The organism is Streptomyces sp. NPDC053076, assembly GCF_044546845.1.
In the GTDB taxonomy this organism is placed as follows: domain Bacteria; phylum Actinomycetota; class Actinomycetes; order Streptomycetales; family Streptomycetaceae; genus Streptomyces.
This window is the reverse complement of record NZ_JBITZL010000003.1, coordinates 684,143-705,601: the sequence shown is the minus strand read 5'-3', so window position 1 is coordinate 705,601 and position 21,459 is coordinate 684,143. Positions and strand designations below refer to the sequence as shown.

The window sequence follows — 21,459 nt, the reverse complement described above, 5'->3', positions numbered from 1 at the left end:
CCGCACCACTCTCAGGAACCCAAGGCAACACGGACCGGGCATCGTGCACAACGCGTTTCGCCTCAGTACATGGAGAGCTGCTCGTGCTCGGGAAGGTCGTAGTGGGTGATGCGGCCGGCCAGCGTCTCGTCGAACTCCCTCATCTCCTGGGCGTTGCGCACGAGGACGCGTTGGGACGACAGCTGCGGTGAGAGGGAGACGAGGTCGGGGCACGGGCGCACGATTCCGTACAGCGAGTGATAGCGATCGCGCGAGTACACTGGGACTCCGTAGGCGAAGTGGGCGGCCATGCTCGGCTTCTCGGGAATCTCCACCCGCAGCTGTTCCTCACGCCAGGCCCGCTCTGCCACCGCGGCGAACAGTTCGTCCCTCTGCTTCTGGGACAGCCGGATCCACCATGCTCTGGCTGTCTCCAGGGCCTTGCGCTCTTTCTCCTCCTGCTCAGCCTGTTCGCGATAACGACGGGCCTCCTCCTCAGCCCGCTGCTGGAGCAGCTTCTCCATCAGGACTCGGTGTTCTTCTTCCCGCACCTTGCGGCGGCGGGCGGCTTCTTCCGCACGGCGAAGCCGGTCCTCCTCCTCCAGCTTCTTGCGGCGGCGTTCGGCTTTGGCTTCCTCCTCTTTCTTACGCGCCTCGGCTTCCTCCTTCGCCTTCTCCTGCCGCTGGCGCATCTGCTCGTGCTTGTGCTGAGCGCGGGAGGATTGCCGGGAAGTCCACCACCCGTCCCGCCGGAGAATCCAGTGCTGCTTGTCGACGACCCGGGGCACCCTCCGGTAGCGCGGCAGGCTCCGGCAAGGGGTGAGCTGCCCGAGCAAAACCCACCGCACGAACTGCTGCAGTTCTTCCTCGCGGACAGTCCAGCCGCCGGCTGCGAAGTCGAACCCGGCGACTCCGTCGTCGACCACCCAGGGTTCCTCCGCTTCCGGGGCTCGCACCCGTACGGCGGGAACGGCGTCGATCCACTGCGGTGTCTTCTTGTGCGGAGACACCCGGCACACGGTGATGCCTTCGGCGCGGTAGCGCGCCGTCCGGGCGCGGATGTCGTCCACCGTGATGGGTGAAAGCTGGGCCTCCCACGCCATGCGTTGGGTGCCGTCCGGCGAGGACGCCATGACGTCGGAGCGCCATGAGCCGTCTTCGGCCGGCACCTCGAGTTCGGCGTACCAGCCGGCCTCGCGGATCGCACCTGCCAGCTCCAGCTTGAGCATGTGGTGTTCCCACGACTCATTCGACAGCTCGCACGAAGGCGGCCTGCCCGGATCGTGGCAGAAGAACCGCACCCCGCTCGGTGAATGCTTCGCGTGGACACCCCACCCGCACTCAGGACAGGAGAGCTCGACTCGAGGGCGGACCTTGTGGATCTGTTTCCAGTCCATACGGCATCCGAGATCAAACAAGGTGGCATCGAGGCGCCCGGCTTCGGGGTGCAGCGCGGTGAAGGGCATGAATCGCATCTCCTTGCGATCCGGCGCGTATCGCGGCGTATCTGACACGACACCAGATAGCAGGAGCCACTGACAGTGTCTTTTCCGCCCGCTCCTGGCGGAAGGTTGCAAGGCTCAGAAGTAAAGAGACGCGAACGTGAGGCATGTCCGCACCGAAGTCGAACCGCCGGGCAGTCCGCCAGCGCTACGTCGCGGCGGTCCCGATCCCGCACCGCGCCCGCCGCCCTCCGCCCATGGGTTCGGTCGTCCGGGCCTTCGACTCGTCTACGGTCCCGGCGACCTATGCACATGACGAGAACGGGGAGCGCATCGAGTGGATGCCGCCGGCAACCTACCGGCTCTGGCGGGACGTGGGACTTCGGGGCTACGGACCGGACGGGCTGCCCTCTGGCCGGCTCCGCGGCCGGTGGGCGGCCCGCAACGCGACGTTCAGCGACCTCATGGTCCGCACGGGGCTGAGGCTGACCGAGCAGGCCAGCGTCACCGTCTTCGAAATCCCCACCAGCATCGCCCTGGGTGGATACCAGCGGTTCTGGCTGCCCGGGGTGATTGCGAAGAACTTCTCCGCCCGGTGGGTCTACGTCCCGCACAGCACCGTCCCAGAGGTGATCGCCTACGTGGAGTGGGACCGGGCCGAGGTGGTCGATCAAGCCTGGACAGCGGGCCGCTACCAGCGCATCCGCCGGCCCCTGGTCATCGCAGACCCGTCCCGCCCGCACGTGGTGCACCGGCTCAGCGCCGGCGGTGTCCACCGGATGCGCCTGCAAGACCTTCGGCCGGCTGAGCGGCGACGGCTTCTGCGGGAAACCGAGGACGGCCTGGAACCTGCGATGCTCTGGCTGAACGAGAACGGGCTGCCGATGTCGGTCGCCGGCTGGCAGGCGATGTTCTCCGCGGTCAACGCCCGCTGCCACAAGGCCGACGGGCCTGGACGAACAGATCGTGCAGACGGTCGTCGACGACTACACCCGCCCGGCCAGCCGACGGATGATGACCGCCGACCTGCGCGCCCTGTATCCGCGCGACACCGAGGACCAGGCCGTGCTGCGCCCACTGACCCGGAAGCGGTCCGCGCCTCAGTACGAGCGGGCCCGCCTCGCCGCCGGCGCCCTGGCCACCCGGGTCCATACAGCGGGGCGTGCGGAGCGCTGCGGGCGATCCGGACTCCGATGCGCTGCCGCTTAACCATTTCCGCAGGTCCGGGCGGTCGTAGGCTTTGTCCGCGTGTAGGCGCTGGGGCTTGAAGTAACGGCCTTGATCGGGGTCGTGTCTCGTTTGGTGACCCTCGATCATGGGCTTCAGCCCCTCGCTGTCGTGGGTGTTGCCGGCTGAGACGCCGACGAGGAGAGGCAGTCCGTGCGCGTCCGACAGGACGTGCATCTTGGAGCCCGGCTTACCTCGGTCCACGGGGCTCGGACCTGTGTGTTCGCCCCCTTTTTAGCCCTGACGTGGGCGGTGTCGAGGACGACGCGGGTCACATCGATGAGGCCGGCGTCGTCGAGCCGGTGCAGCACTGCCTCGTGGAGGCGGCCCCAGACGCCGGCTCTCGACCAGATCAGGAACCGGCGATGGGCAGTCGCTTCGATACCCCGAAGCAGGGCGGCAGAGCCCGCCAAGCGCAACCGCTGACCAGGACATAGACGATGGCCGCGAACAGCCTCTCATCAGGTGTGTCCTGTGTACCGCCACCCTGCGGCCGCACTCTAGACGGCGGGATCAGCGGCTTCGCGATCTCCCACAGCCCGTCCGGCACGATCCAGCTCCACGTACCCCGCCCCATACCGAGTCAACGTCCGCCTCACCACGTAGGACACCGTCTTAAGTCCGCATCTGATCGTCATCGGCGACGGCAGCGTCTTCCCGCCCGTCGGCCACCTCGCCGCCCACGCCGGCCTGGCCCCCGCGACGAGAAGGTTCCGCAAGCATGTGACGCGCCGGAAGAAGGACGCCGCGTACCTGTTCAACGAACACAACGGGCCCATCGGACGCGCCGTTCCCGCCCCGGTGCCGCTCTCCCCCGACGCCTGGCACCTCTCCTGACGCAACCAGTTCGTACAGCTTTGCCCGGACCCGCGCCACCAGGCAGAGGTCAAGGGCCCACGAATCCGCGGTCGCACCGGCCTGACGTGCCGTCATCCGTGCTCGCCCTTGGGCGCCAGGACGACCCATCACGTCGCACGTCGCCGCACAGAGACTCCCGGGTAATGGCCACTCTGATTGATTCTTCATAAATTGCTGTGTCAACGACTGCCGGGAGCCCGTGCACAGCACAACGCTTATCCGGCTACTGCGACTACCCAAGTGGCAGCGGCTTGATGCCAGGTCTACCTTTGTTTCAGGACTTCCCTGTTGACGAGAAGTCGGAAGTCACGCGGCCGTAACGGTTCGGGATCCGGCCAGCTCGGTCACGGCGGGGGAGAAACCTCAGGGGCATTTTCTGGTGCATGGCGGGCTTTCGGGAGGTTACCGTGCCTATGTCAAGTGAGCCGCCACCTGATGACTTCGCACAGTCAGCGGAAGAGGCTCGGCTCAGACAGCCAGAGGGAATTACGGAACATCTCGGCTTCGACCCCGACCAGTTCCCGACGGAACTGGTGGAGGCACGAGCTGCAATAGAGCAGATTCTCAGCGCTCAGGGCGATCAGCGAACCGGACTGGAATCCACGGGCGGACTGACCGGACCCACCAACATACAAGGCGTTGGCATCGGTAGGGCAACGCCGTCCGAAGACGGTCCGCACCGCAAATTCATTGAGCCGGGACAGCCTACCTTGACCGTGTATTTGGCCAACCCACAGAGCGCCGATGAGCTCGAGACACTGATCGTCGAGGAGTTGGGGGTCCGTGCCGTCGCATCGCCGAGGGTTGCGGTGATCCCTGTTGTCACTGGCGAGATCGAGGCACAGAGTTACACCTTCCAGAAGCGACCGGCACCGGGCGGGATAACAATCAGCGGTCGCTCCAACCCCCAAAGCGCCGGCACCCTGGGATGCCTGGCCACCGGGCGATCATTCCCACGCGACCAGAGAACTCTCATTCTCAGCTGTAACCATGTCATCGCCAACAGCAACAGCGGGGAAAAGGGGGACTGTATCGCTCAACCCGGGGATGCCGATGGAGGGGTCTGTCCGAGCGATCTGATCGCCGTACTCGAACGTTGGACCGAAATACAATTCGGCGGACCTATCAACACCGTCGACTGTGCGACGGGATGGGCGGATCCCAGCAAAGTCGATGCCAACATTCTGATAACCGGAGTGCTGGGGCCGGTCGAGGTCCCCATCAGCTCCACGACGGCAGCAGTGACGGTAGACTCGCTCGTCTTCAAGAGTGGGCGTACGACAGAGCTAACGACGGGAACAGTTCGAGAAGTTGGCGCCTCTCACTGGGTCCGTTACGGCGGGAAGAAAGCCTACTTCTCCGGGTCCCTGGCCATTGAGGGAACGGTCGGCCCCTTCAGCAAGCCCGGAGACTCCGGCGCGATCGTCTGGAGTTTCAATCTGGATCGGAATCCGGTCGGCATGGTCTATTCCTCGTCCAGCACCATAAGTACGAGGTCCTTCGCCAACCCGATCGACGTCGTCACGCAAGCCCTCGACATCTTCATCATTGACTCGATATGAGTGCTGCCGGATTGCCTGGCCCTGTGTATCGCTAACCGCCGCTGCCGGGCCGGACCGCGGCTTCCAGGTCGACCGGTCCCCCATACCGACAACTCCGCTCGTGCACAGTCATGTGAGCCGACCTAGAGCCATTCCGGTCACGCCCTGCATCAGGTTCCTCATGCACGGACAGGGTGGACCGTTGGAGCCGCTCCCCGCCCAGGCGCTCGGGGCCGAGTTTGGACAGGTTGGCCGTCACCGCCGGCCCTCTGTCGTGCGGGGAACAAAGGTGGCACGACTTGGAGCGGGTGTGGTTGAGGGGGTCCTCGGTCTTCTGGGCGTGCCAGTGGGCGTCGGTCGTCCTCCGGGTGTCCGGTGTGCTGAGCTCAGTCGCCATCCCGTTCGCCCGCGAGCAGGCGTTCGAGTCGGTCGAAGCGCTCGTGCAGGGCCTGGGCGGTCTCGTCGCGCAGATGGTGCAGCCGGTCCCGCCTACGGTCCTCCCGGCCCACGAACCATGTCGCCAGCGCGGCTGTGACCATGCCGTACGTGGTGATACCGACGACCATCACGACCGCACCGACGGCCCTCCCCCAGGGTGTGACCGGGTAGAAGTCTCCGTAGCCGACAGTGGTCGCCGTCTCGATCGACCACCACAGTGCCCTCGGATACGAGGTCAGATTCGCACGGCGCGCGCCCTCCTCCGCGGCCACGACGGCCCAAGACCCGCTCACCATCACCGCCAGGAGCACGATCGTCGCGCCGCCTGCCGCTCTCAGGTGAAGCGACCGTCCTTCCCGACCGAGCAGCATGGCGACCATCCCGGTGAGCCACACGGGAAGCATGATCACTCCTTCCGTCCGCGGCCAGTGTCCATGCTGCCGACCGCTCGGGCATGCCGGACAGGCCCGTCCGTGTCGCAGCCGCGAACCGCCCTGCCGGCAGGCGCCGAGCGGTGCTGACGGCAGGCGCCGAGCAGTGCCGGCCTTCATGCCGGTTGGTGCGTGTCCCATTCGGCCTCCGAGTCGCCTCGCTCGCCTCCGGCTCCGCCGATAATGATCACCGGTCACAGCGGCCCGGTGCGGAGCAGCGTCGGCAGCCTGCCGCTACGGGCGCGAGGAGAGGGTGAAGGCGCTGAAACCGTTGGCGCTGGTCGGGCGTGACGGCTCGTAGACCGTGCCGGTGTCCGGTCGCTGCCCTCGCTGGGTGATCACCTCGTAGTTGTCCAGGGGGTCGCCGTCCACGGTGACGTAGGAGAAGGGGACGGACAGCTGCCTGGGCCAGATGGCTTGGTGGATGGCCCCGGGCTCCTCGGTGATGATTTCCGCGCTCTCGGACCTGGCGTAGGGCGTGCTCTTGGTCAGGGATGCCGTCCAGTGGCGGGTGAGGTTGCTGAGGGTCAGCACGTAGGTCGTCGGGTCGCTGGAGCGTCGTACCACCGACGCGGACACGGTGTCGCCGGCCGCCACTGGGCGGTCGCCCGGCACGGGCTGCTCTCCGGTGGGGTCCCCGCCGTTGATCACTTCCCAGAACGCCTGGTGCACGAGGACGGGCGCTCCGGTCGGGTCCCTGTGGTCGCAGCTCGCAGACGTGCCGACCTGTACGAGGCTTTCGTCGAGGCTGTGGTCCAGGCCGTCCAGGCCGACCCAGACCGAGATGTGGTCGGGGGCGGCGGTGTCAACGCAGGGGAAGGACGGCTCGATCCAGGTCGCGGTCACGGCGGTGGGGGCTGTGTTCCGTGGGCTGCTGGGGACGACGTAGCCTGCCCAGTTGCCGTAGGGAGGCGAGAGGTGGACATCGTCGATCTGCACCCACGAGTCGGTACCCGGTGCGACGTAGCCGATGAAGACAGTGATGGAGGTGTTGACTCCCGAGTTGAAGGCCACATGTACGTACTGGTAGGCGCCGGGCGTACGGACAATGCCGTAGTTCTCCTGGACCAGCGTCTTCCCGTTCTGTGTCCGTGCACCGAAGTATCCGGTGGTGTAGTTCCCCGAGGTGCGGACCCAGCCGTCCAGGACGTAGTTGGTGTTCGCGTGGACCGGCACCCGCTGGGTGATCGCGTTCCAGTTGCGGCTGGATGTGCGGATGAAGGCGTTCTTGTCGCCGGTCTTCTGGTATCCGCGCCATATGTCGATGCCCTTGAAGCCGGGTCCCTCCGCTGACCACGGTGCTGAAATCGCCTGGTGGGGCTGCGCCTCGAAGCCCGGATCGCTGATGACCCCGGTCGGCGGGTCGGCCGAGGCCCGGGACGTGCAGCCGGCCGGCAGGGCGACCGCGACCAGCAGTGCCAGGGCCAGGGCCGGCGACCACCTGTGCCGTTCCCGGAACACTCTGACCCAACGCATGCTCAAGTACACGAGGAAGCCCCCCTGACGCCGCGCCCGGGTGCGTGTCCGCACCCCGTTCGCCCGGACCCTAGAGGCGTGGGCAGCCCACAACCAGGCGCTTCCCTCGGCGTCCAGGAGCGTTCCGGGGGCGCGCTGGGCTTTTGGGCGCGCCGGCTCCACGGTGACGTACGGCAGGCTCCCGCGCCCCGGGCGAACGGGCAGCCTTCGCGATTGCCCGGCAGGACGTCGGTGCTGTCGGCTAACGTGTCGTCCGCCGTGTCCGGAATGCAAGGTCATATCGGCACACAGGGGGAGGCCGGGTTGGTGCGGAGCATTGCGCGTATGCCGCTGGGGGACGGGGCTGTGATTCTCGTCGAGGCCCATGAGAGCGCTGACGGGCCGGTGATGGCCGGCCGCGTCGTGGACACGATCCGGGACCTGCCGCGGACACTGCACGCCGCGCTGGACCCTGTGGCGGACATGGCGCGCACGGTGCTGGAGCAATTGCGCCGGGCGGGACCCGACGAGGTGGAGGTCGAGTTCGGGGTCGACCTGGCCGCAGAGGCAGGAGCGGTGATAGCCCGGTCAGAAACGAGCTGCCATCTGAAGGTGACCATGACCTGGGCCGCGGCCTCCGGCGACGCCGCGGTGTGAGCGGTGGCCGGCAAGCCATGGGCACCGGGTCCGGCAGGGGCCGTGGCGCGGATCCTCTCCCCCGACGGCGCGGTTTTCGGCACCGGATTCCTCACCGGTCCCCGCTCCGATGAGGTGCTCCTGACCTGCGCACACGTGGTGGCGCAGGCCGGCTCGGGTCCCGGCGGGCGGCTGTGGGTGGAATTCACCCAGATCGCCGGACGTCCGCGGGCCGAGGGAGTGGTCCTGCCCGGCGCATGGACGGATCCGTGGGGCCAGGACGTCGCCGTCATCCGGCTGGACGAACTGCCCCCGTCGGTAGAGCCGCTGGCCGTCGGCTCGGCCGACAACTGTGCCGGTCACTGGGTCAGCAGCATCGGCTTCCCCACGAACGGCGAGGAGGCCGGCAGCCCCGGTCGCGCGCAGGCCGGAAGGGTGATGCCGGGGTCGGCCGGCTATCCCGTGCTGCATCTGAACGAGGCCAACAGCATCACGGTCGGCTTCAGCGGGGCGCCGCTGGTGGACGACCGGACCGGCCTGGTGATCGGGATGGTCCGGTCCATCACCCCCTCCGACTCCTACGGCCGGGGCCTGGCGACCGCACAGGCGGTCCCCGCCGAGACACTGCGCACAGTGTGGCCCGCGTTGGGTTCCGGTACCGGCAGGTGCCCGTATCTCGGCCTCAGCTCGTTCACGCGGGTGGATGCGCCGTGGTTCCACGGCCGGGACACTGCGGTGACCTGGGTGCTGGAGAAGCTGAGACCGGGGCCCCATGGCCTTCTCCTGGCCGGTCCCTCCGGCTCCGGGAAGTCCTCGCTCATCCGCGCGGGAGTGCTGGAGCAGTTCGCATCGGACCCTTTGATGGGGGGCGGGCGTTGGCTGCCCTTGTATCTGGAGCATCCGGGGCAAGACCTCGCGGCAGCCCTGGACCTACCGGATCTCCTTCCCGGGGCCCGGGTCGTCGGCATCGAGTCAGCGATGGCGGAACGGCTGTCGGAGGAACCGAACTGCGACCGTCTCGTCCTGTTCATCGACCAGTTCGAGGAGCTTCTCATCCAGGCCGGCCCGATGAGTGGCCTGTCCGCAGAGGCTCGCAGAACCGTGGACCTGTTGACCGGTCTCCTCATGTCGTACGCGCCGGTCACCCTGGTCATGATCATGCGGAGCGACTTCCAGCCCCGCCTGGAGGAGGTGGCCCACGAACTGTTGGACAGGGTGGACGGTGTACGACACCTGCCCTCCAACCTGACTCGTGACGATCTGAAGGACATCATCATCAGACCGGCCGAGGACGTCGGGGTGATCTGGGAACCCGGGCTGCCGGACAGGATCGCCGACGACGTCCTGGCCGCAGCGGACGGGCGGGCGCCCGCACACCTGCTGCCCCTGCTGGAGATCACCCTCAGCCGTCTGTGGGACAGACGCGAGGACGACCGTCTGGTCGGGACCTCGTATGCGGGAATCGCCAGGAGTCTCAACGACTGGGCCCACAAGGCGATGAGCAAGATGTCCGCCGACCAGCGGGAAGCGGCCGAGCGCATCCTGGCGGCACTCGTGCGCCGCGACGAGTCCCGGCGCATCCCGGACGTCCGTGACAAGGTGCCCCTGGACGAACTGCACAAACTGGCCGGCCACTCCGCCGACACGGTCCTGTCCGTCCTCACCGCCGAACGACTTGTCGTGACCACGGGGCCCGACCCAGCGGACGAGCCGGGCAGGCCGCCCTACGCGGAACTCATCCACGACTGGCTCCTGACCGGCTGGGAGGACCTCAGGAGGTGGGTGCGACAGTACGAGGCGTTCCACTCCTGGCGGCACCGCAGCACTCGGCAACTGGCCCTGTGGAACCAGCGCGGCAAGCGGAGCGACCTCCTGCACGGCAACGACCTCGAAGAGGGCCTCACGTGGCTGCGGCAGGGACTCCTCGCCTCCGACACCGACAGGGAGAGGTTCGTACGCAGGAGTCGGCAGTGGCAGCGGCTGCTCAGATCCAGTGCCGCCGTGCTGCTGTCGGTCGCGCTCATCGCCGTGACCACGCTGGCAATCAGGCTGGGGGTTCAGCTGGAGCGGACGCAGCAGGCACTGCGGCAGGCCACGCAGGCGCAGCGCCTCGCGGTCGCCCTGCAACTCACTGAACGTGCTGAACAATTGCGTCAGAGCGACCCCTGGCTGTCCCTGCAACTCGGCATCGCCGCGAACCGGACCACCCCGGACCCAAGGGTACGAGCGGCCCTCGTCAAGACCATGACCACCACACGCCTCGCCGCGAGCCTTCCGGGCAGGCCCCTCGGTCTTACCCAGGCCGGCCGCTTGGTCCTCGACCGCCCTGTCGAGTCTCGGTCCCGGATTTCGACCTGGGACCTGACGCCCGACGGGGGCTCCGGGGGAATGCGAGTCCGATCCGCCCCCCTGCCGCGGATAGCCGCCGCGAGTGCTGACGGTCGCACACTCGTCACAGTCGAGGGCTCTGGACACATCCGGCTGTGGAGGCTCACGGAGGGGGCCCATGTGGTGCCCCTGAGCGCAGAGTTCGGCAGCGAGGCCGGCTACGCCGTGCTCAGCCAGGACGGCCGCCGTCTGGCGGTCGATCACACGGACGGCACCATGACGGTCTGGGATGTCGCCGACCCCGCCAGCCCCCGGCGAAGCGGGCCGGCCGTCCGGGTCTCGAAGGACTCCCGCATGCGTGCCGTCCGCGCGTTCTCGCCGGACGGCCGGATCATCGTCACCGCGTCCGAGCGCACCATGACCCTGTGGGACACCGACACCCATCGGCGTCGCCTCGCGACAGTGCGCCTGCCCGAGTTTCCGCAACGAACCGACGCGCTCTCCCCGTACGACATCCACGGCGTGGCCTTCAGCCCGGACGGACACACACTGGCCGCCGCCACCGTGGGGAACGTGGTGCTGTGGGACATCACCCGTGTGCACCGGCCGGCGCAGCTCGGTACACCCCTGAATGGTGACAGCCTGGCCGCCTTCAGTCCCGACAGCGGCAGCCTCGCCACGGCCGACGAACACGGCGCCGTCACCGTGTGGAACCTCAGCCACCGCGCACGCCCCCGTCGATCCGACCGCTTCCCGGCTCCCCAGAACGGCGGCGCCGAGTCGATCCGTTACTCCCCCGACGGCACACATCTGGTGGTCGGCTACAGCCCGGCGGGTTCGATCGCACCGTGCGGAGTCGCCGAGACCGAACACGACTGCCGTCAAGGGCTGTTCGACAGCGACTACACCGTCGTCTGGAGCCTGCGCCCCTCCCCCTCGCCCGCCCCGCTCGGCAAACCCCTGCCGACCACCGCCTCCCCGTACGCCCTCGCCGTCAGCCCCGACGGGCACACCGCAGTGACCGCCCGCCCTGACGGACTCCTGGTCTTCCAGGACATCACCGTGGTGAACCATTCCCTTCGCACCGGCACGCTGCGCCCCGGCTTCCACGGGCGCGTCACCGCGCTGGCGTACCGGCCGGACGGGCGAGTCCTGGCAGTCGGCGGCGGACACGGAACGGTCGAACTGTGGACAACGGACGGTGCGGCCCGGCCGGTGCGGACAGCGACCGCCACCCCTCTCAACCAGCCGGTCACCGTGCTCCGGTTCAGCCACGACGGGCGGACCCTGGACGTCGCCGACGCTCTCGATGCGGTCCGATGGACCACCACGGCACCGGTCCCGCGGTCGATCGGCTCCTGGATGAGTCCACGCACCGCGAGGGTGGCCATCGACCCGGTGACAGGGACCATGGCACGCGTGACGCCCCGCACCGGCATTTATCCCTCGGCTGGAGGCAGGGTGAGCGATCAGGTCGAGCTGTGGCCCTTCGACGGCGACGTGGGACCGCAACCGGGCAGCGGTGCGCGGGAACTCACCGGCCCCGGAAGCATCGGGTCCACCATCGACTTCTCTCCCCGCGGCCATGTCCTGGCAGTCGGAGGCGAGGACGGCACGCTGACCCTCTGGTACGTCAGCGCTGAGATCGACGGACGCTTCCGCAACCTGAGCCTCCCGGTCGGCGGACACCGGACGGCGGTCACCGCGATCGCCTTCTCCCCCGACGGCTCCACGATCGCGACGGGAGCCGCCGACGGAACCGTCCTGGTGTGGGCCGCGAGTGCCAACGGGCCGCTACGCCTTGGCGACCTCCAGTCCGCGCAGCACGGCGAGGTGACCACCCTGGCCTTCGCCCCGGGCGGCCGTACGCTGCTGGCCACCGGCGCCGACGGGAAGCTGCGGCTGTGGAACACCGGCGACCTCGCCGACCTGCGCCGCGCACCGGACGCCCACGCCTGCGCATTGACTGGTACCGGCCTCGGCAGGCGGAGCTGGGCAGCGCTCGTGCCGTCCCTGCCGTACGTCAAGACGTGCCGGTGAGGTCCCGCGGCCAGGAGAGCCAGGCGGACAGCACACACCGGTCGAGGTCGAGCTCGCCGCGCTCCCCGACGCCCGCGGTGCCGCCGACCGCCTGGCTCTCCTGGCCGCCGTACTGCCCGGTCTCTCCCGGCCCCCGCTACCGCACGGGGAGGTGGATGAGGGTGTCCACCACCGGCCGGACCCGTTCTGTCGTGCATGCTGTGGCACATGGCCACGATCCACCGCCGCCCCGACACCCTCACCGTCGGAGCACTGCTGGCCGTCGTCGGCGGATTCCTGGACGCCTACACCTTCATCCGCCACCACGTCTTCGCCAACCTGCAATCAGGCAACTTCCTGCTGTTCTGCGTGGAAGCCACAGCCCAGCACTGGCAGCGAGCCCTCTTCCTGCTGACCCCGATCGCCGCCTTCAGCGCCGGCGTCCTCCTCGTGGAAGTGCTCGGCCTGCCTCGGATGGAGCACCTGGTACGCCGGCCGCTACGCCTCGTACTCACCCTGCAGATCACAGCCCTGACCGCCATCGCGGCGCTCCCCGCCCGCATGCCGGAACAGATCACCACCGTCACGGTCTCCTTCGTCGCCGCCCTGCAGTTCTCCACCTTCACCACACTGCGCGACGCCCCGTACACCACCCTCGCCGAAAGCGGGAACCTCCACAAAGCCCTGGTCGCGGCACACGCGTGGACCACCACCAGAGAAACAGCAGCCGCCCGCCGTGCCGGACGCTACGGCACCATCGTCACCGCGTTCGTCGTCGGCGCGCTGGGCGGCGCCACCCTCACCCGCCTCCTCGGCCCCCCAGCCATCGGCACGGCCGCCGCCCTGCTCGCCGCCGTACTCCTCACCCTCATCCACCAGACACGCCGGCTCGAACACCACAGGACAACGCCCCCCGCGCCCACACCTCCGAACGCCCACTGATCACCCCGAAGGCCGGAGCACCAGGACGAACCCGAAGGCCGGAGCACAAGGAGGGGCGGTGCCGACGACCGCGCCCGAAGCCCTACGACCCCGCTCCATCGCCCCACGCGGACGACACGACCCTCATCCACCCGCTCCCCCAGATGGAGGACCCCCCGCGCCACGCGGCGACCCTAGCGTCGTGACAACAAGGTCCGAGCCGCCCAGCAGGAGAGCGAGAACATCATGCACAACGCACGAGACAGCCACCCCGGACGCGTCATCGCCGGCGTCGACGACCACAAGGAAAGCATCGTGACGCTGCGGTGCGCGGCCGAGGAAGCCCGACGGCGCCATGCCCTCCTCGTCGCCGTCACGGTATGGAGCCCCTACGGCGGTGAGGTCGCCGAACGCACCCTGCCCTGCCCCGAACTCGACGCGTCCCAGAAAGCGTCGGCACAGGCCATGCTCGATACCGCCTGCTCACGCGCCCGCCTCCCCGAGGGCCTGCCGCTCGAGCGCCGAGTGGAAAGAGGCATGCTGGGACCGGTGCTGGCACAGCTGGCCCACGGCCCGCACGATCTGCTGGTGATCGGCCCACGCTACCGGCAGGCGCTGGCCCGGCTACGCCCCTCATCCGACCGGTACTGCCTGCGCCACGCGGCAGCACCCCTGCTCATCGTCCCTCCCCACTGGGCACCGGCCACCACCTGAGGCGTTTCTGCCGGATCATCGGGTCGGCGTCGTCACTGCTCGGCTCGCCCGAGCCGATGGGGAGGAAGACCGGACATCCCGCACCTCAGACGACGTGGGATCCGTACTGTGTGCAGCAGACGACCGAGATCCTGAAAAAGTGACAGCCTTCTTCCGTACTGCTGGGCCGGACGGCGGCCGGCGTGCCCGTCGGCGGCGCTCACCCTTCGTCCGCGACATGCCCGTGAGGGGGTGTGCGCAGCGCGATCATGGCGACGTCGTCGTCATTGTCGCTGGGGCGGACCTGGTCCAGCACGGAGTCGCAGAGGGAGTCCAGAGGGCGGTGGGCCAGGGAGGCCGCGTGTCGGCGCAGCCGGTCAAACCCCTGGTCGATGGAGTGGTGCGGGGATTCGACCAGGCCGTCTGTGTAGAGCAGGAGCGTGGCCCGGGGCGGCAGGACGGTGACGGCGTCGGGGCGAGGTCTGCTGACTCCGGTGCCGAGCAGTATGCCGTGAGCCTCGTCGAGGTAGCGGGTCTGACCGTCATGGGTGATGAGCAGGGGCGGCGGGTGGCCGGCGTTCGTCCAGTGCAGGCGCCACATTGCGTCGTCGCCGAGTGTGAGCCTGGCGAGGATCATGGTCGCCATGGGTACCTCGGCTATGTGCATCACGGCCTCGTCGAGCTGTGTGACGACGGCACTGGGCGCGGCCTCGGGGTGGGACCACGCGAAGGCGCGGAGCATGTTGCGCACCTGTGCCATACCGGCCGCGGCGTCGAGATCGTGCCCGACGACGTCGCCGATGGCCAGTGCGTGGACGTGCGCGGCCAGAGCGAAGGCGTCGTACCAGTCACCGCCCACGGACGAGGCGTCCGGAGCGGGCACGTAGCGTGCGGTCATCTCCAGCCCGGGCAGGACGGGCAGCTGGGGCAGCAGGTGGCGCTGCATGGTCTCGGCCACTTTGCGCTGGCGCTGGTACAGGCGTGCGTTGTCCAGCGCCAGACCGGCTCGGCGGGTGAGATCCTCCAGCAGCGGCAGGTCGGCCGGGGTGAAGGCGTCATGTTGCTGGGAGCGGCCCAAGGTCAGGGCGCCGAGGACGTCGCGCAGACCGCGAATGGGTGCGATGGCAGCGGTGTGCATGCCCGTCTCGGTGAACAGGCGCTGCTGCTCGACCGCTATGCCCGAATCCGGTGGGCCCTGGTAGGTGGCGGGACCGGCGAGGGAGGAGGCGGCGCCGCGCAGAGCCCGTGACAGGGGCATCGGCGACTCTGCCGGCACGGGAGGCATCGGGCCTTGCAGGTCATCCCGCTCGACGAGGATGCCGTCCTTGTGCTCCATCACGAGGACACGTCGTACTTCGTCACGTTCGGTGAGAAGGTCGAACACCGCCCAGTCCGCCAGCCGGGGTACGGTCAGGGCCGCCAGCCGGTGCATCGCCTCGTCCACGTCCAGGGTGGACGTGAGCTGCGTGGTCGTCTCCGCCAGCAGGGCCAGGCGGTCCAGTTCCGTCAGCGGTGCGGAGTGCCCGTCATCGCTGTGGTGCCTGTCCCCCTGTTTCGGCTCGTACAGCATGGCCAGCGCACCTGCCACGCCCGGACCGGGTGTGTAGGGGGTGACCAGCCAGGAAAACTGGACGAGAGTGCCGTCCCCGCGGGCGAACCACTCGGCGTCGCCATGCCTGGTGTCCCCGGTGAGCAGGGCCTTCCTTATCTGGCAGCGAGTGCGTGGCACCGAGTGCCCGTATCTGTCCCGGTGCAGCAGGTCGTGGAAGTCCCGACCGACGAGTTCCGACGCATCCCGGCGCAGCAAGCTTTGGGCTGCACTGTTGGCCGTGACGATGAGGCCGTCGTCATCGACCGCGATGGCGGACGCCTGCAGGTTTTCCAGCGTTTCGTCGGGCAGGGCGCCAGGCCGCGCCCGATGCCCGGACGCGGGAAAACCTTCCCGGCCGGAAGCGGCGGCGTCGTCCATGTCCCTCCTCAGTTCAGGCACGAATTCATTCGGGTACCCCAACCGGACCACTCCATGCAAAGAAGGCACGCAGTCTCGGTATGGCTCGCCGGGGGGGACGGGGAGCGAAGGGGTTCGTGGAGCGAGCTGGTCCAACCTGGTGGCGATCGCACGGAGCCGGGGTGGCGATCCGTGCCGCGATCCGCGGCCTGAACATCTTCCTGGTGGTCCAGCCCCTGAACGGATCACGCCCGGAGGGCCGCGGCTCCGGGCGGGGCGCCCCTTGTGTGTGTCAGCGGACCGTGGGCGGGCTGCCAGGGGGCGCCACGCTCGCATGCTGCCCGCGGCCGCAGTGGACCAGCCGTTCCCGCAGCCCCAGGCGGGCCGCTTCGGACAGGAAGTCCTCGAGCGGGGAGCGGAAGACGTCGTAGTCGTCGTAATGGACCGGCAGAGCGCGGGGGGTGCCGAGGCGGCGGACGAGTTCGGCGCCCTGAGCACCGTCCATGGTGACGACGAAACCGCCAGGCAGTCGCGTACCTCCCAGGTGGAGCACGGCCAGGTCGGCTCGGGGGAAGCGACGTACTATCTCGTCGAGTCCGTCGTACAGAAGCGTGTCGCCCGAAATGTACAGGCGAAGGCTCACCGGGCCGTCACGACGTCCGAATTCCAGCATGCTGCCCATCACCGGCGGCAGCAGTCTGCGCAGCGCCGGCCGCAGGGAGTGCACTCCGGGCAGCGCGGTGACACGGACCTGCGAGCGGCCCGCGTGGATCGTGCAGCTTTCCCACGTTCGCAGGCCGCCGGCGCGGTCGAAACCCTGCCAGGTCCGCAGACGGCGGGCTGCGTGCGGGGTGGTGACGACCGGCACCGACCGGTCCAGGTGCCGTCTGGCCGTGCGGTCCCAGTGATCACCGTGCAGGTGGGAGAGGACCACGGCGTCCAGGGCCGGAAGTTCCGCCGGCTGAAGCGCCGGCTCGGTCAGACGCTTGCTGGTCAGTCCGTATCCCAGGTGCGCGCGCTCCCCGCGGTGCAGGAAGTTGGGGTCGGTGAGCAGGACCAGGTCGCCGTATCGCAGGAGCACGGTCGCCGTACCGATGAAGTGCAGGTTCAGAGCGTGGTCGTCGGAAGCAGCCATGGTGGTCCTTGCCCAAGTCATCATCGTCTTGACGGGGATCGGCCCGTTCGACCGACCGGGACGGATCCGTCGGGTTCACCGGACCCCTCCGGAGTACCCCGCGCGGCCTCGGCCACTCGGCGACCGACGACGGACACCCTGATGTGCGTTTCGGCTGTACTCCCAGGCAACCCGGCGGGGACGGTCATCACCAGACCGAGATCACCACACCGAGACCGCGCGCTCTTGATCGCTGGGAACACGCGGCGGCTGAACCAGGCCGAGGTCAGGACCGGCGCCGGAGCGAAGACGAGGCTGGGGCCCCCTGCCGAGACCATAGCCAGGCAGGGACCGAGACCGGTGGACGGATGCGTCGTACCTATGCGGGAGAGAGCATGGAGAAGCGCCTGACATCCAGCCTCACTCCTGTCTCGGATCTCGAAGTGGGGGCACGGCCATGAGCAACGATACGGACCCGTACACCGCCCTGCACCGCGACCGCGCACTCGCCGACATCCTGCGGGACGTCATCGGACACCTCGGCGCGAACACGGGCCTGGTCTACCTCCTCGCCGACGACAACCACACCCTGCGCAGCGAGATCATCGGGGGAGCCCAGCCGGCGATCTACGTCATGCCCGAACACATAGACATCGCCGATCCCTTCGCCACCTCCGCCGCCTACCGCACCGGGAACGTGATCACGGCAGGCTTCCGCACCACCGCCTCCTCCCCGGGCCTCATATTCGCCAGCCGGGTCCCCTTCCCCTACTCGGTCATCGCCCTGCCCATCGACAGCGACAACGGCCGTCTCGGTGTCCTCACCTTCGTCTGGGTCCCGCCGCGCACCCACCACCTGCACACCCGCGACATCGCCTGGCTCAAAAACAAGATCGCCGCCCTGGCCCGCACCCTCGACACCATGGCCGGCCACGGGGTCGACATGCGTCCCGGAACGAAACCCGCCCTGCTCCCCCTCTACCAGCGCACACCCACTCCTCGACCGGGCGACAACACCGGCTGGGGACTGCCGGACTACCCCGGCTCCACCGAGGTCAGCTTCATGTACCAGCTTCACCAACTGGCCGCCGAACTCAACGAAGCCACCAGCGTCGGCGACGTCATGGCCGTCACCCGCCACCGCATCATGGCCCCCTTCGCCGCCACCGCATTCCTCGTCCACACATGCAAAGACGGCCGGCTATGGGTCGCGGGGCACAGCGGGTACCCCACCGTCGCCCTCCGGCTCCTGCACGGCGCCGCCGCCACCTTCCACCGCCCCGACGCCCGCGCCCTGCACACTCGCACCCCGTTGTTCTTCGAAGACCGTCACACCCTCCTGAGCAGCTACCCTCACGCCGTCGACGACGACCTCGAAGCAACCGTCTACCTTCCCATCACCCTCCACAACCACCCCCTGGGCGTGTGCACCCTGGGCTTTCCCCACCCCCGCGCCTTCAGCCCCGAAGAACAAGCCGTCGCCATGCTCATGATGGACCTCCTCGGCCCCGCCCTGGAACGCGCCACCCTCACCGAGAACGCCCGTCAACTCGCCGAGAACCTGCAGAAGAAGCTCCTGCCCCGCCACCTCGTCGAAGTCCCCGGCATGATCACCACGGCCCGCTACATCCCAGCGTCCTCCACCGAAGGACTCGGCGGTGACTGGTACGACGTGATCCCCCTGCCCGGCAACCGGATCGCCCTCGTCGTCGGGGACGTCGAAGGCCACAGCATCGAGAGCAGCATCGTCATGGGCCAGCTCAGAAGCGCCGTTCGCGCCTACACCACCGAAGGGCACACCCCCGGGACCACCCTCACCCGCGCCAACCGCCTCCTCGACGAACTCGACACCGACCTCATGGCCACCTGCTGCCTGGTCATCCTCGACACCACCACCGGCGCCGCCGAGATCGCCACCGCCGGCCACCCTCCACCCCTCATCCGTACCTCCGACGGCACACTCGTCACCCCCAGCCTTCCTCCCGGCCTTCCCCTGGGCATCAACCCCGACACGCCCTACATCACCACCGACCTCCTCCTCAACCCCCACACCCTCGTCCTGCTCTACACCGACGGTCTCACCGAAAACCGCCCCCTCGACGCCGCCCCCTACACCCGCCTGCTCACACCCCGGCCCGACACCCTCGACCACCTCGCCGACCATCTCATCGAATACGCCGCCACCCACCACACCCACCACGACGACATCGCCCTCCTCATCGCCGACTACGAAGGTTCCCAACCGGGCCCCAACCGCCGCATCACCAACATCCACTTCCACCGCCACGACCTCAACGCCGTCAAGACCGCGCGCCAGTTCATCACCGACAGCCTTCACACCTGGGGCCTGGACAACCTCATCGACAACACGCGACTCCTCACCTCGGAGATCGTCACCAACGCCCTCATCCACGCCGACAGCGACGTGGATCTCCGCCTCCGCGAGTACCCCGACCATCTCCGCCTCGAAGTACATGACACCGACTCCACCCCGCCCATCCCCATCCCGATCACCCTCACCCCCGACGCCAACCAGCACGCCGAACACGGACGCGGACTCCTCATCGTCGACGCCCTCGCCACGCAATGGGGCAACACACCCACCGGCCGCGGCAAAACCATCTGGGTCAACATCTACAACCACCCCTGACCACCCACCCAGCCGACCGACCACGCCGCCGCCAGCCACCCCGCCACTTCGTGCGGTGGAAAGCCGCTCCGGGTCGACGCACCAGGACATCGTGTGCTCGACCGCTCAGCCGTGCCGGCCCAGTCGTCCGGTGGCTTCGATATCGCGGCGCGCAGTACACGGCACGATGTGCCTGCGGCGCAGTCGGCTTACAGGGGGCCGATTCGTCGTCCTAGCCGCACGGCCCTCCTCTGTGCCTGTTCCATGCCGGGTGCCGCCCCTCCCCGCTCCCGCACCAGAGGCGCCACCCGGGGGGCGCGGGGGCTTGTCGCGCGCCCCCCGGGTCTGGTTGGGTACCAGCGCGCCGCAGGCACGTCGGGAGTGCCGGGCGAGTGGGAAGTGGAGCGATCAACGTGCACACGACGGTACGGCAGGACGGCTCGTGGCCCTTGCCCGACGGGCTGGGACAGGCGATCCGGGGCACCGCCGAGGAGATCGCCACGCTGGTGCGGAGCGCGAACGACACGGCGCTTGCCGTGCCGGGGTCGGAGTGGACCGTCGGTGAGGCCGCCGCCCACCTGGCCATGGCCAACGAACTGATGGCCGACCTGGCCGCTGGGCGGGAACGCCGCTACGGCGACGGAACTCCCCAGAGCCTCGCCGAGGCCAACGCGGCGTCCCTCGCCGTCTTCGGGGAGCGCCGGGCTGGGCCTCTCGCGACGATGATCACTGAACAGGCCGAGGCGTTCCTGGATGCTCTGTCGCGCTCTGCGACCGACAGTCCGGCGTCCACACCCCTGGGCCTGATGAACCGGTCCGTTCTTGCGTCGTACCTGCTCACACACATGCTCGGCCATGGTTACGACCTGGCTCGCGCCCTTGAGCGTCCGCACATGGTCGACCGGGAACGGGTGGGCTTGTGCATGCCGTTCATGCTCTCGGTCATGCCACGTGTCGCGAACCCCGCAGCCACCGAAGGGCTCACCGCCCGTTACCGGGTCCGGCTGCGTGGGGGCGAGGCGTTCGGTGTGTCCCTGGCCGACGGCGCCGTGCAGGTGACACCCGGGACACCACCACAGCGCGCGGACTGCACCATCCTGCTCGATCCCGTCGCCTTCCTGCTGATCGCGCTGGGCCGGCTGAATCCCTGGCGTGCCATCGCCCAGGGGCAGGTCCTCGCCTGGGGCCCCCGCCCGTGGCTGGCCACCCGTTTCCCCACCCTGTTCACCGCACCCTGAACCGGTTCCCGAACGCCCTGTGCAGGCGCATCGGGCCGTAAGAGATACGCCCACCCTGTGCCTTCCGCGCCGAACGTGGCGAGGAAGGCACGGGGCTGTTTGCCTGCAGACGATGCTCGGCAGCCTCAAGCGAAGCCGCCCAGGGCCGTGTCAGCGCGATGCGCGCACGACGGAGTGATGTCGCAGCCGCTCGCCTCGCGGCACTGACCGCATGGTCCTTCGCTCCACGCGGCTCCGGGAAGGCCCGGCTCGCAGAAGCACGGGCCCACTGTGGGCGTGCTGACGGGAGCCTGCTCAGCCTGGCAGGTCACCGGTGTAGCGGTAGATGTTCCCGTTCGCGTTCACCCCCCATACCGTGCCGTCCACGCCCGCACCGATGTCCGTCAGCGCGCCCGGGATCTGCACCCACGGGCTGGCGTCGTTGTTCGTGAAGCGGTAGATGTTCCCGCCCGCGTTGACACCCCACACCACACTCCGCGAGCCCGCAGAGATCCCCGTCAGCGCGCCGGAGATCTGCTTCCAGTGGCCGCTGTCCTGGTCGCCGGTGTAGCGGTAGATGTTC

13 protein-coding genes and 1 pseudogene are annotated in these 21,459 nt (G+C 68.7%); 7 read left to right on the top strand and 7 right to left on the bottom strand.

Annotated features, from left to right (window positions below):
- Positions 1–62 precede the first annotated feature (62 nt).
- Positions 63–1,445: a competence protein CoiA family protein gene (locus ACIGYR_RS16415; protein WP_399599811.1), complete on the bottom strand. Its 1,383-nt coding sequence runs from the start codon at positions 1,443–1,445 to the stop codon at positions 63–65.
- A gap of 1,027 nt (positions 1,446–2,472) precedes the next feature.
- Positions 2,473–3,225 (bottom strand): annotated as a pseudogene (locus ACIGYR_RS16410) (IS5 family transposase); the annotation flags it as partial.
- A 664-nt stretch (positions 3,226–3,889) separates the two neighbouring features.
- Between ACIGYR_RS16410 and ACIGYR_RS16405 the strand changes: the two are divergent.
- Positions 3,890–5,068 carry a hypothetical protein gene (locus tag ACIGYR_RS16405; protein ID WP_399599810.1) on the top strand — a complete coding sequence of 393 codons (1,179 nt, stop codon included), beginning with the start codon at positions 3,890–3,892 and terminating at the stop codon, positions 5,066–5,068.
- 365 nt (positions 5,069–5,433) lie between these two features.
- Here the strand turns inward: ACIGYR_RS16405 and ACIGYR_RS16400 are convergent, their stop codons facing one another.
- Positions 5,434–5,889, bottom strand: a complete 456-nt coding sequence (locus tag ACIGYR_RS16400) for a potassium channel family protein (protein ID WP_399599808.1) — start codon at positions 5,887–5,889, stop codon at positions 5,434–5,436.
- Between the two features lie 261 nt (positions 5,890–6,150).
- Positions 6,151–7,392 carry a G1 family glutamic endopeptidase gene (locus ACIGYR_RS16395; RefSeq protein ID WP_399599806.1) on the bottom strand — a complete coding sequence of 414 codons (1,242 nt, stop codon included), beginning with the start codon at positions 7,390–7,392 and terminating at the stop codon, positions 6,151–6,153.
- A gap of 324 nt (positions 7,393–7,716) precedes the next feature.
- Between ACIGYR_RS16395 and ACIGYR_RS16390 the strand changes: the two genes are divergently transcribed.
- From ACIGYR_RS16390 to ACIGYR_RS16375, 4 genes are all read left to right on the top strand, one after another.
- On the top strand, positions 7,717–8,028 hold the full coding sequence (locus ACIGYR_RS16390; RefSeq protein ID WP_391842380.1) for a CU044_2847 family protein: 312 nt from the start codon (positions 7,717–7,719) through the stop codon (positions 8,026–8,028).
- Between the two features lie 42 nt (positions 8,029–8,070).
- Positions 8,071–12,375, top strand: a complete 4,305-nt coding sequence (locus tag ACIGYR_RS16385; protein ID WP_399599803.1) for a trypsin-like peptidase domain-containing protein — start codon at positions 8,071–8,073, stop codon at positions 12,373–12,375.
- A gap of 207 nt (positions 12,376–12,582) precedes the next feature.
- Positions 12,583–13,296: a YoaK family protein gene (locus ACIGYR_RS16380; RefSeq protein ID WP_399599801.1), complete on the top strand. Its 714-nt coding sequence runs from the start codon at positions 12,583–12,585 to the stop codon at positions 13,294–13,296.
- A 225-nt stretch (positions 13,297–13,521) separates the two neighbouring features.
- A complete protein-coding gene (locus tag ACIGYR_RS16375) occupies positions 13,522–13,989 on the top strand; it encodes a universal stress protein (protein WP_391842386.1) in 468 nt (155 codons plus the stop codon).
- Positions 13,990–14,188: 199 nt separating this feature from the next.
- Here the strand turns inward: ACIGYR_RS16375 and ACIGYR_RS16370 are convergent, their stop codons facing one another.
- Together ACIGYR_RS16370 and ACIGYR_RS16365 are read right to left on the bottom strand one after the other, a co-directional pair.
- Positions 14,189–15,937, bottom strand: coding sequence for a SpoIIE family protein phosphatase (locus ACIGYR_RS16370; RefSeq protein ID WP_399599799.1), 1,749 nt, complete (start codon positions 15,935–15,937; stop codon positions 14,189–14,191).
- 271 nt (positions 15,938–16,208) lie between these two features.
- Positions 16,209–17,051, bottom strand: a complete 843-nt coding sequence (locus tag ACIGYR_RS16365; RefSeq protein ID WP_399599797.1) for an MBL fold metallo-hydrolase — start codon at positions 17,049–17,051, stop codon at positions 16,209–16,211.
- 436 nt (positions 17,052–17,487) lie between these two features.
- On the opposite strand from ACIGYR_RS16365, the gene ACIGYR_RS16360 reads away from it, so the two are divergent.
- Positions 17,488–19,680: a SpoIIE family protein phosphatase gene (locus ACIGYR_RS16360; protein WP_399599794.1), complete on the top strand. Its 2,193-nt coding sequence runs from the start codon at positions 17,488–17,490 to the stop codon at positions 19,678–19,680.
- A gap of 392 nt (positions 19,681–20,072) precedes the next feature.
- On the top strand, positions 20,073–20,897 hold the full coding sequence (locus ACIGYR_RS16355; protein WP_400014237.1) for a maleylpyruvate isomerase family mycothiol-dependent enzyme: 825 nt from the start codon (positions 20,073–20,075) through the stop codon (positions 20,895–20,897).
- 294 nt (positions 20,898–21,191) lie between these two features.
- On the opposite strand, the gene ACIGYR_RS16350 is transcribed toward ACIGYR_RS16355, so the two are convergent.
- Positions 21,192–21,459 (bottom strand): tectonin domain-containing protein (locus tag ACIGYR_RS16350; RefSeq protein WP_400014235.1); only part of this gene is annotated, 268 nt, incomplete at its 5' end.

Coding starts and splice junctions, on each gene's coding strand:
- ACIGYR_RS16400 (WP_399599808.1), bottom strand. CDS start 5,889: ATGCTTCCCGTGTGGCTCACCGGGATGGTCGCCATGCTGCTCGGTCGG.
- ACIGYR_RS16360 (WP_399599794.1), top strand. CDS start 17,488: ATGAGCAACGATACGGACCCGTACACCGCCCTGCACCGCGACCGCGCA.
- ACIGYR_RS16375 (WP_391842386.1), top strand. CDS start 13,522: ATGCACAACGCACGAGACAGCCACCCCGGACGCGTCATCGCCGGCGTC.
- ACIGYR_RS16405 (WP_399599810.1), top strand. CDS start 3,890: ATGGCGGGCTTTCGGGAGGTTACCGTGCCTATGTCAAGTGAGCCGCCA.
- ACIGYR_RS16370 (WP_399599799.1), bottom strand. CDS start 15,937: ATGGACGACGCCGCCGCTTCCGGCCGGGAAGGTTTTCCCGCGTCCGGG.
- ACIGYR_RS16415 (WP_399599811.1), bottom strand. CDS start 1,445: ATGCCCTTCACCGCGCTGCACCCCGAAGCCGGGCGCCTCGATGCCACC.
- ACIGYR_RS16390 (WP_391842380.1), top strand. CDS start 7,717: ATGCCGCTGGGGGACGGGGCTGTGATTCTCGTCGAGGCCCATGAGAGC.
- ACIGYR_RS16380 (WP_399599801.1), top strand. CDS start 12,583: ATGGCCACGATCCACCGCCGCCCCGACACCCTCACCGTCGGAGCACTG.
- ACIGYR_RS16395 (WP_399599806.1), bottom strand. CDS start 7,392: ATGCGTTGGGTCAGAGTGTTCCGGGAACGGCACAGGTGGTCGCCGGCC.
- ACIGYR_RS16365 (WP_399599797.1), bottom strand. CDS start 17,051: ATGGCTGCTTCCGACGACCACGCTCTGAACCTGCACTTCATCGGTACG.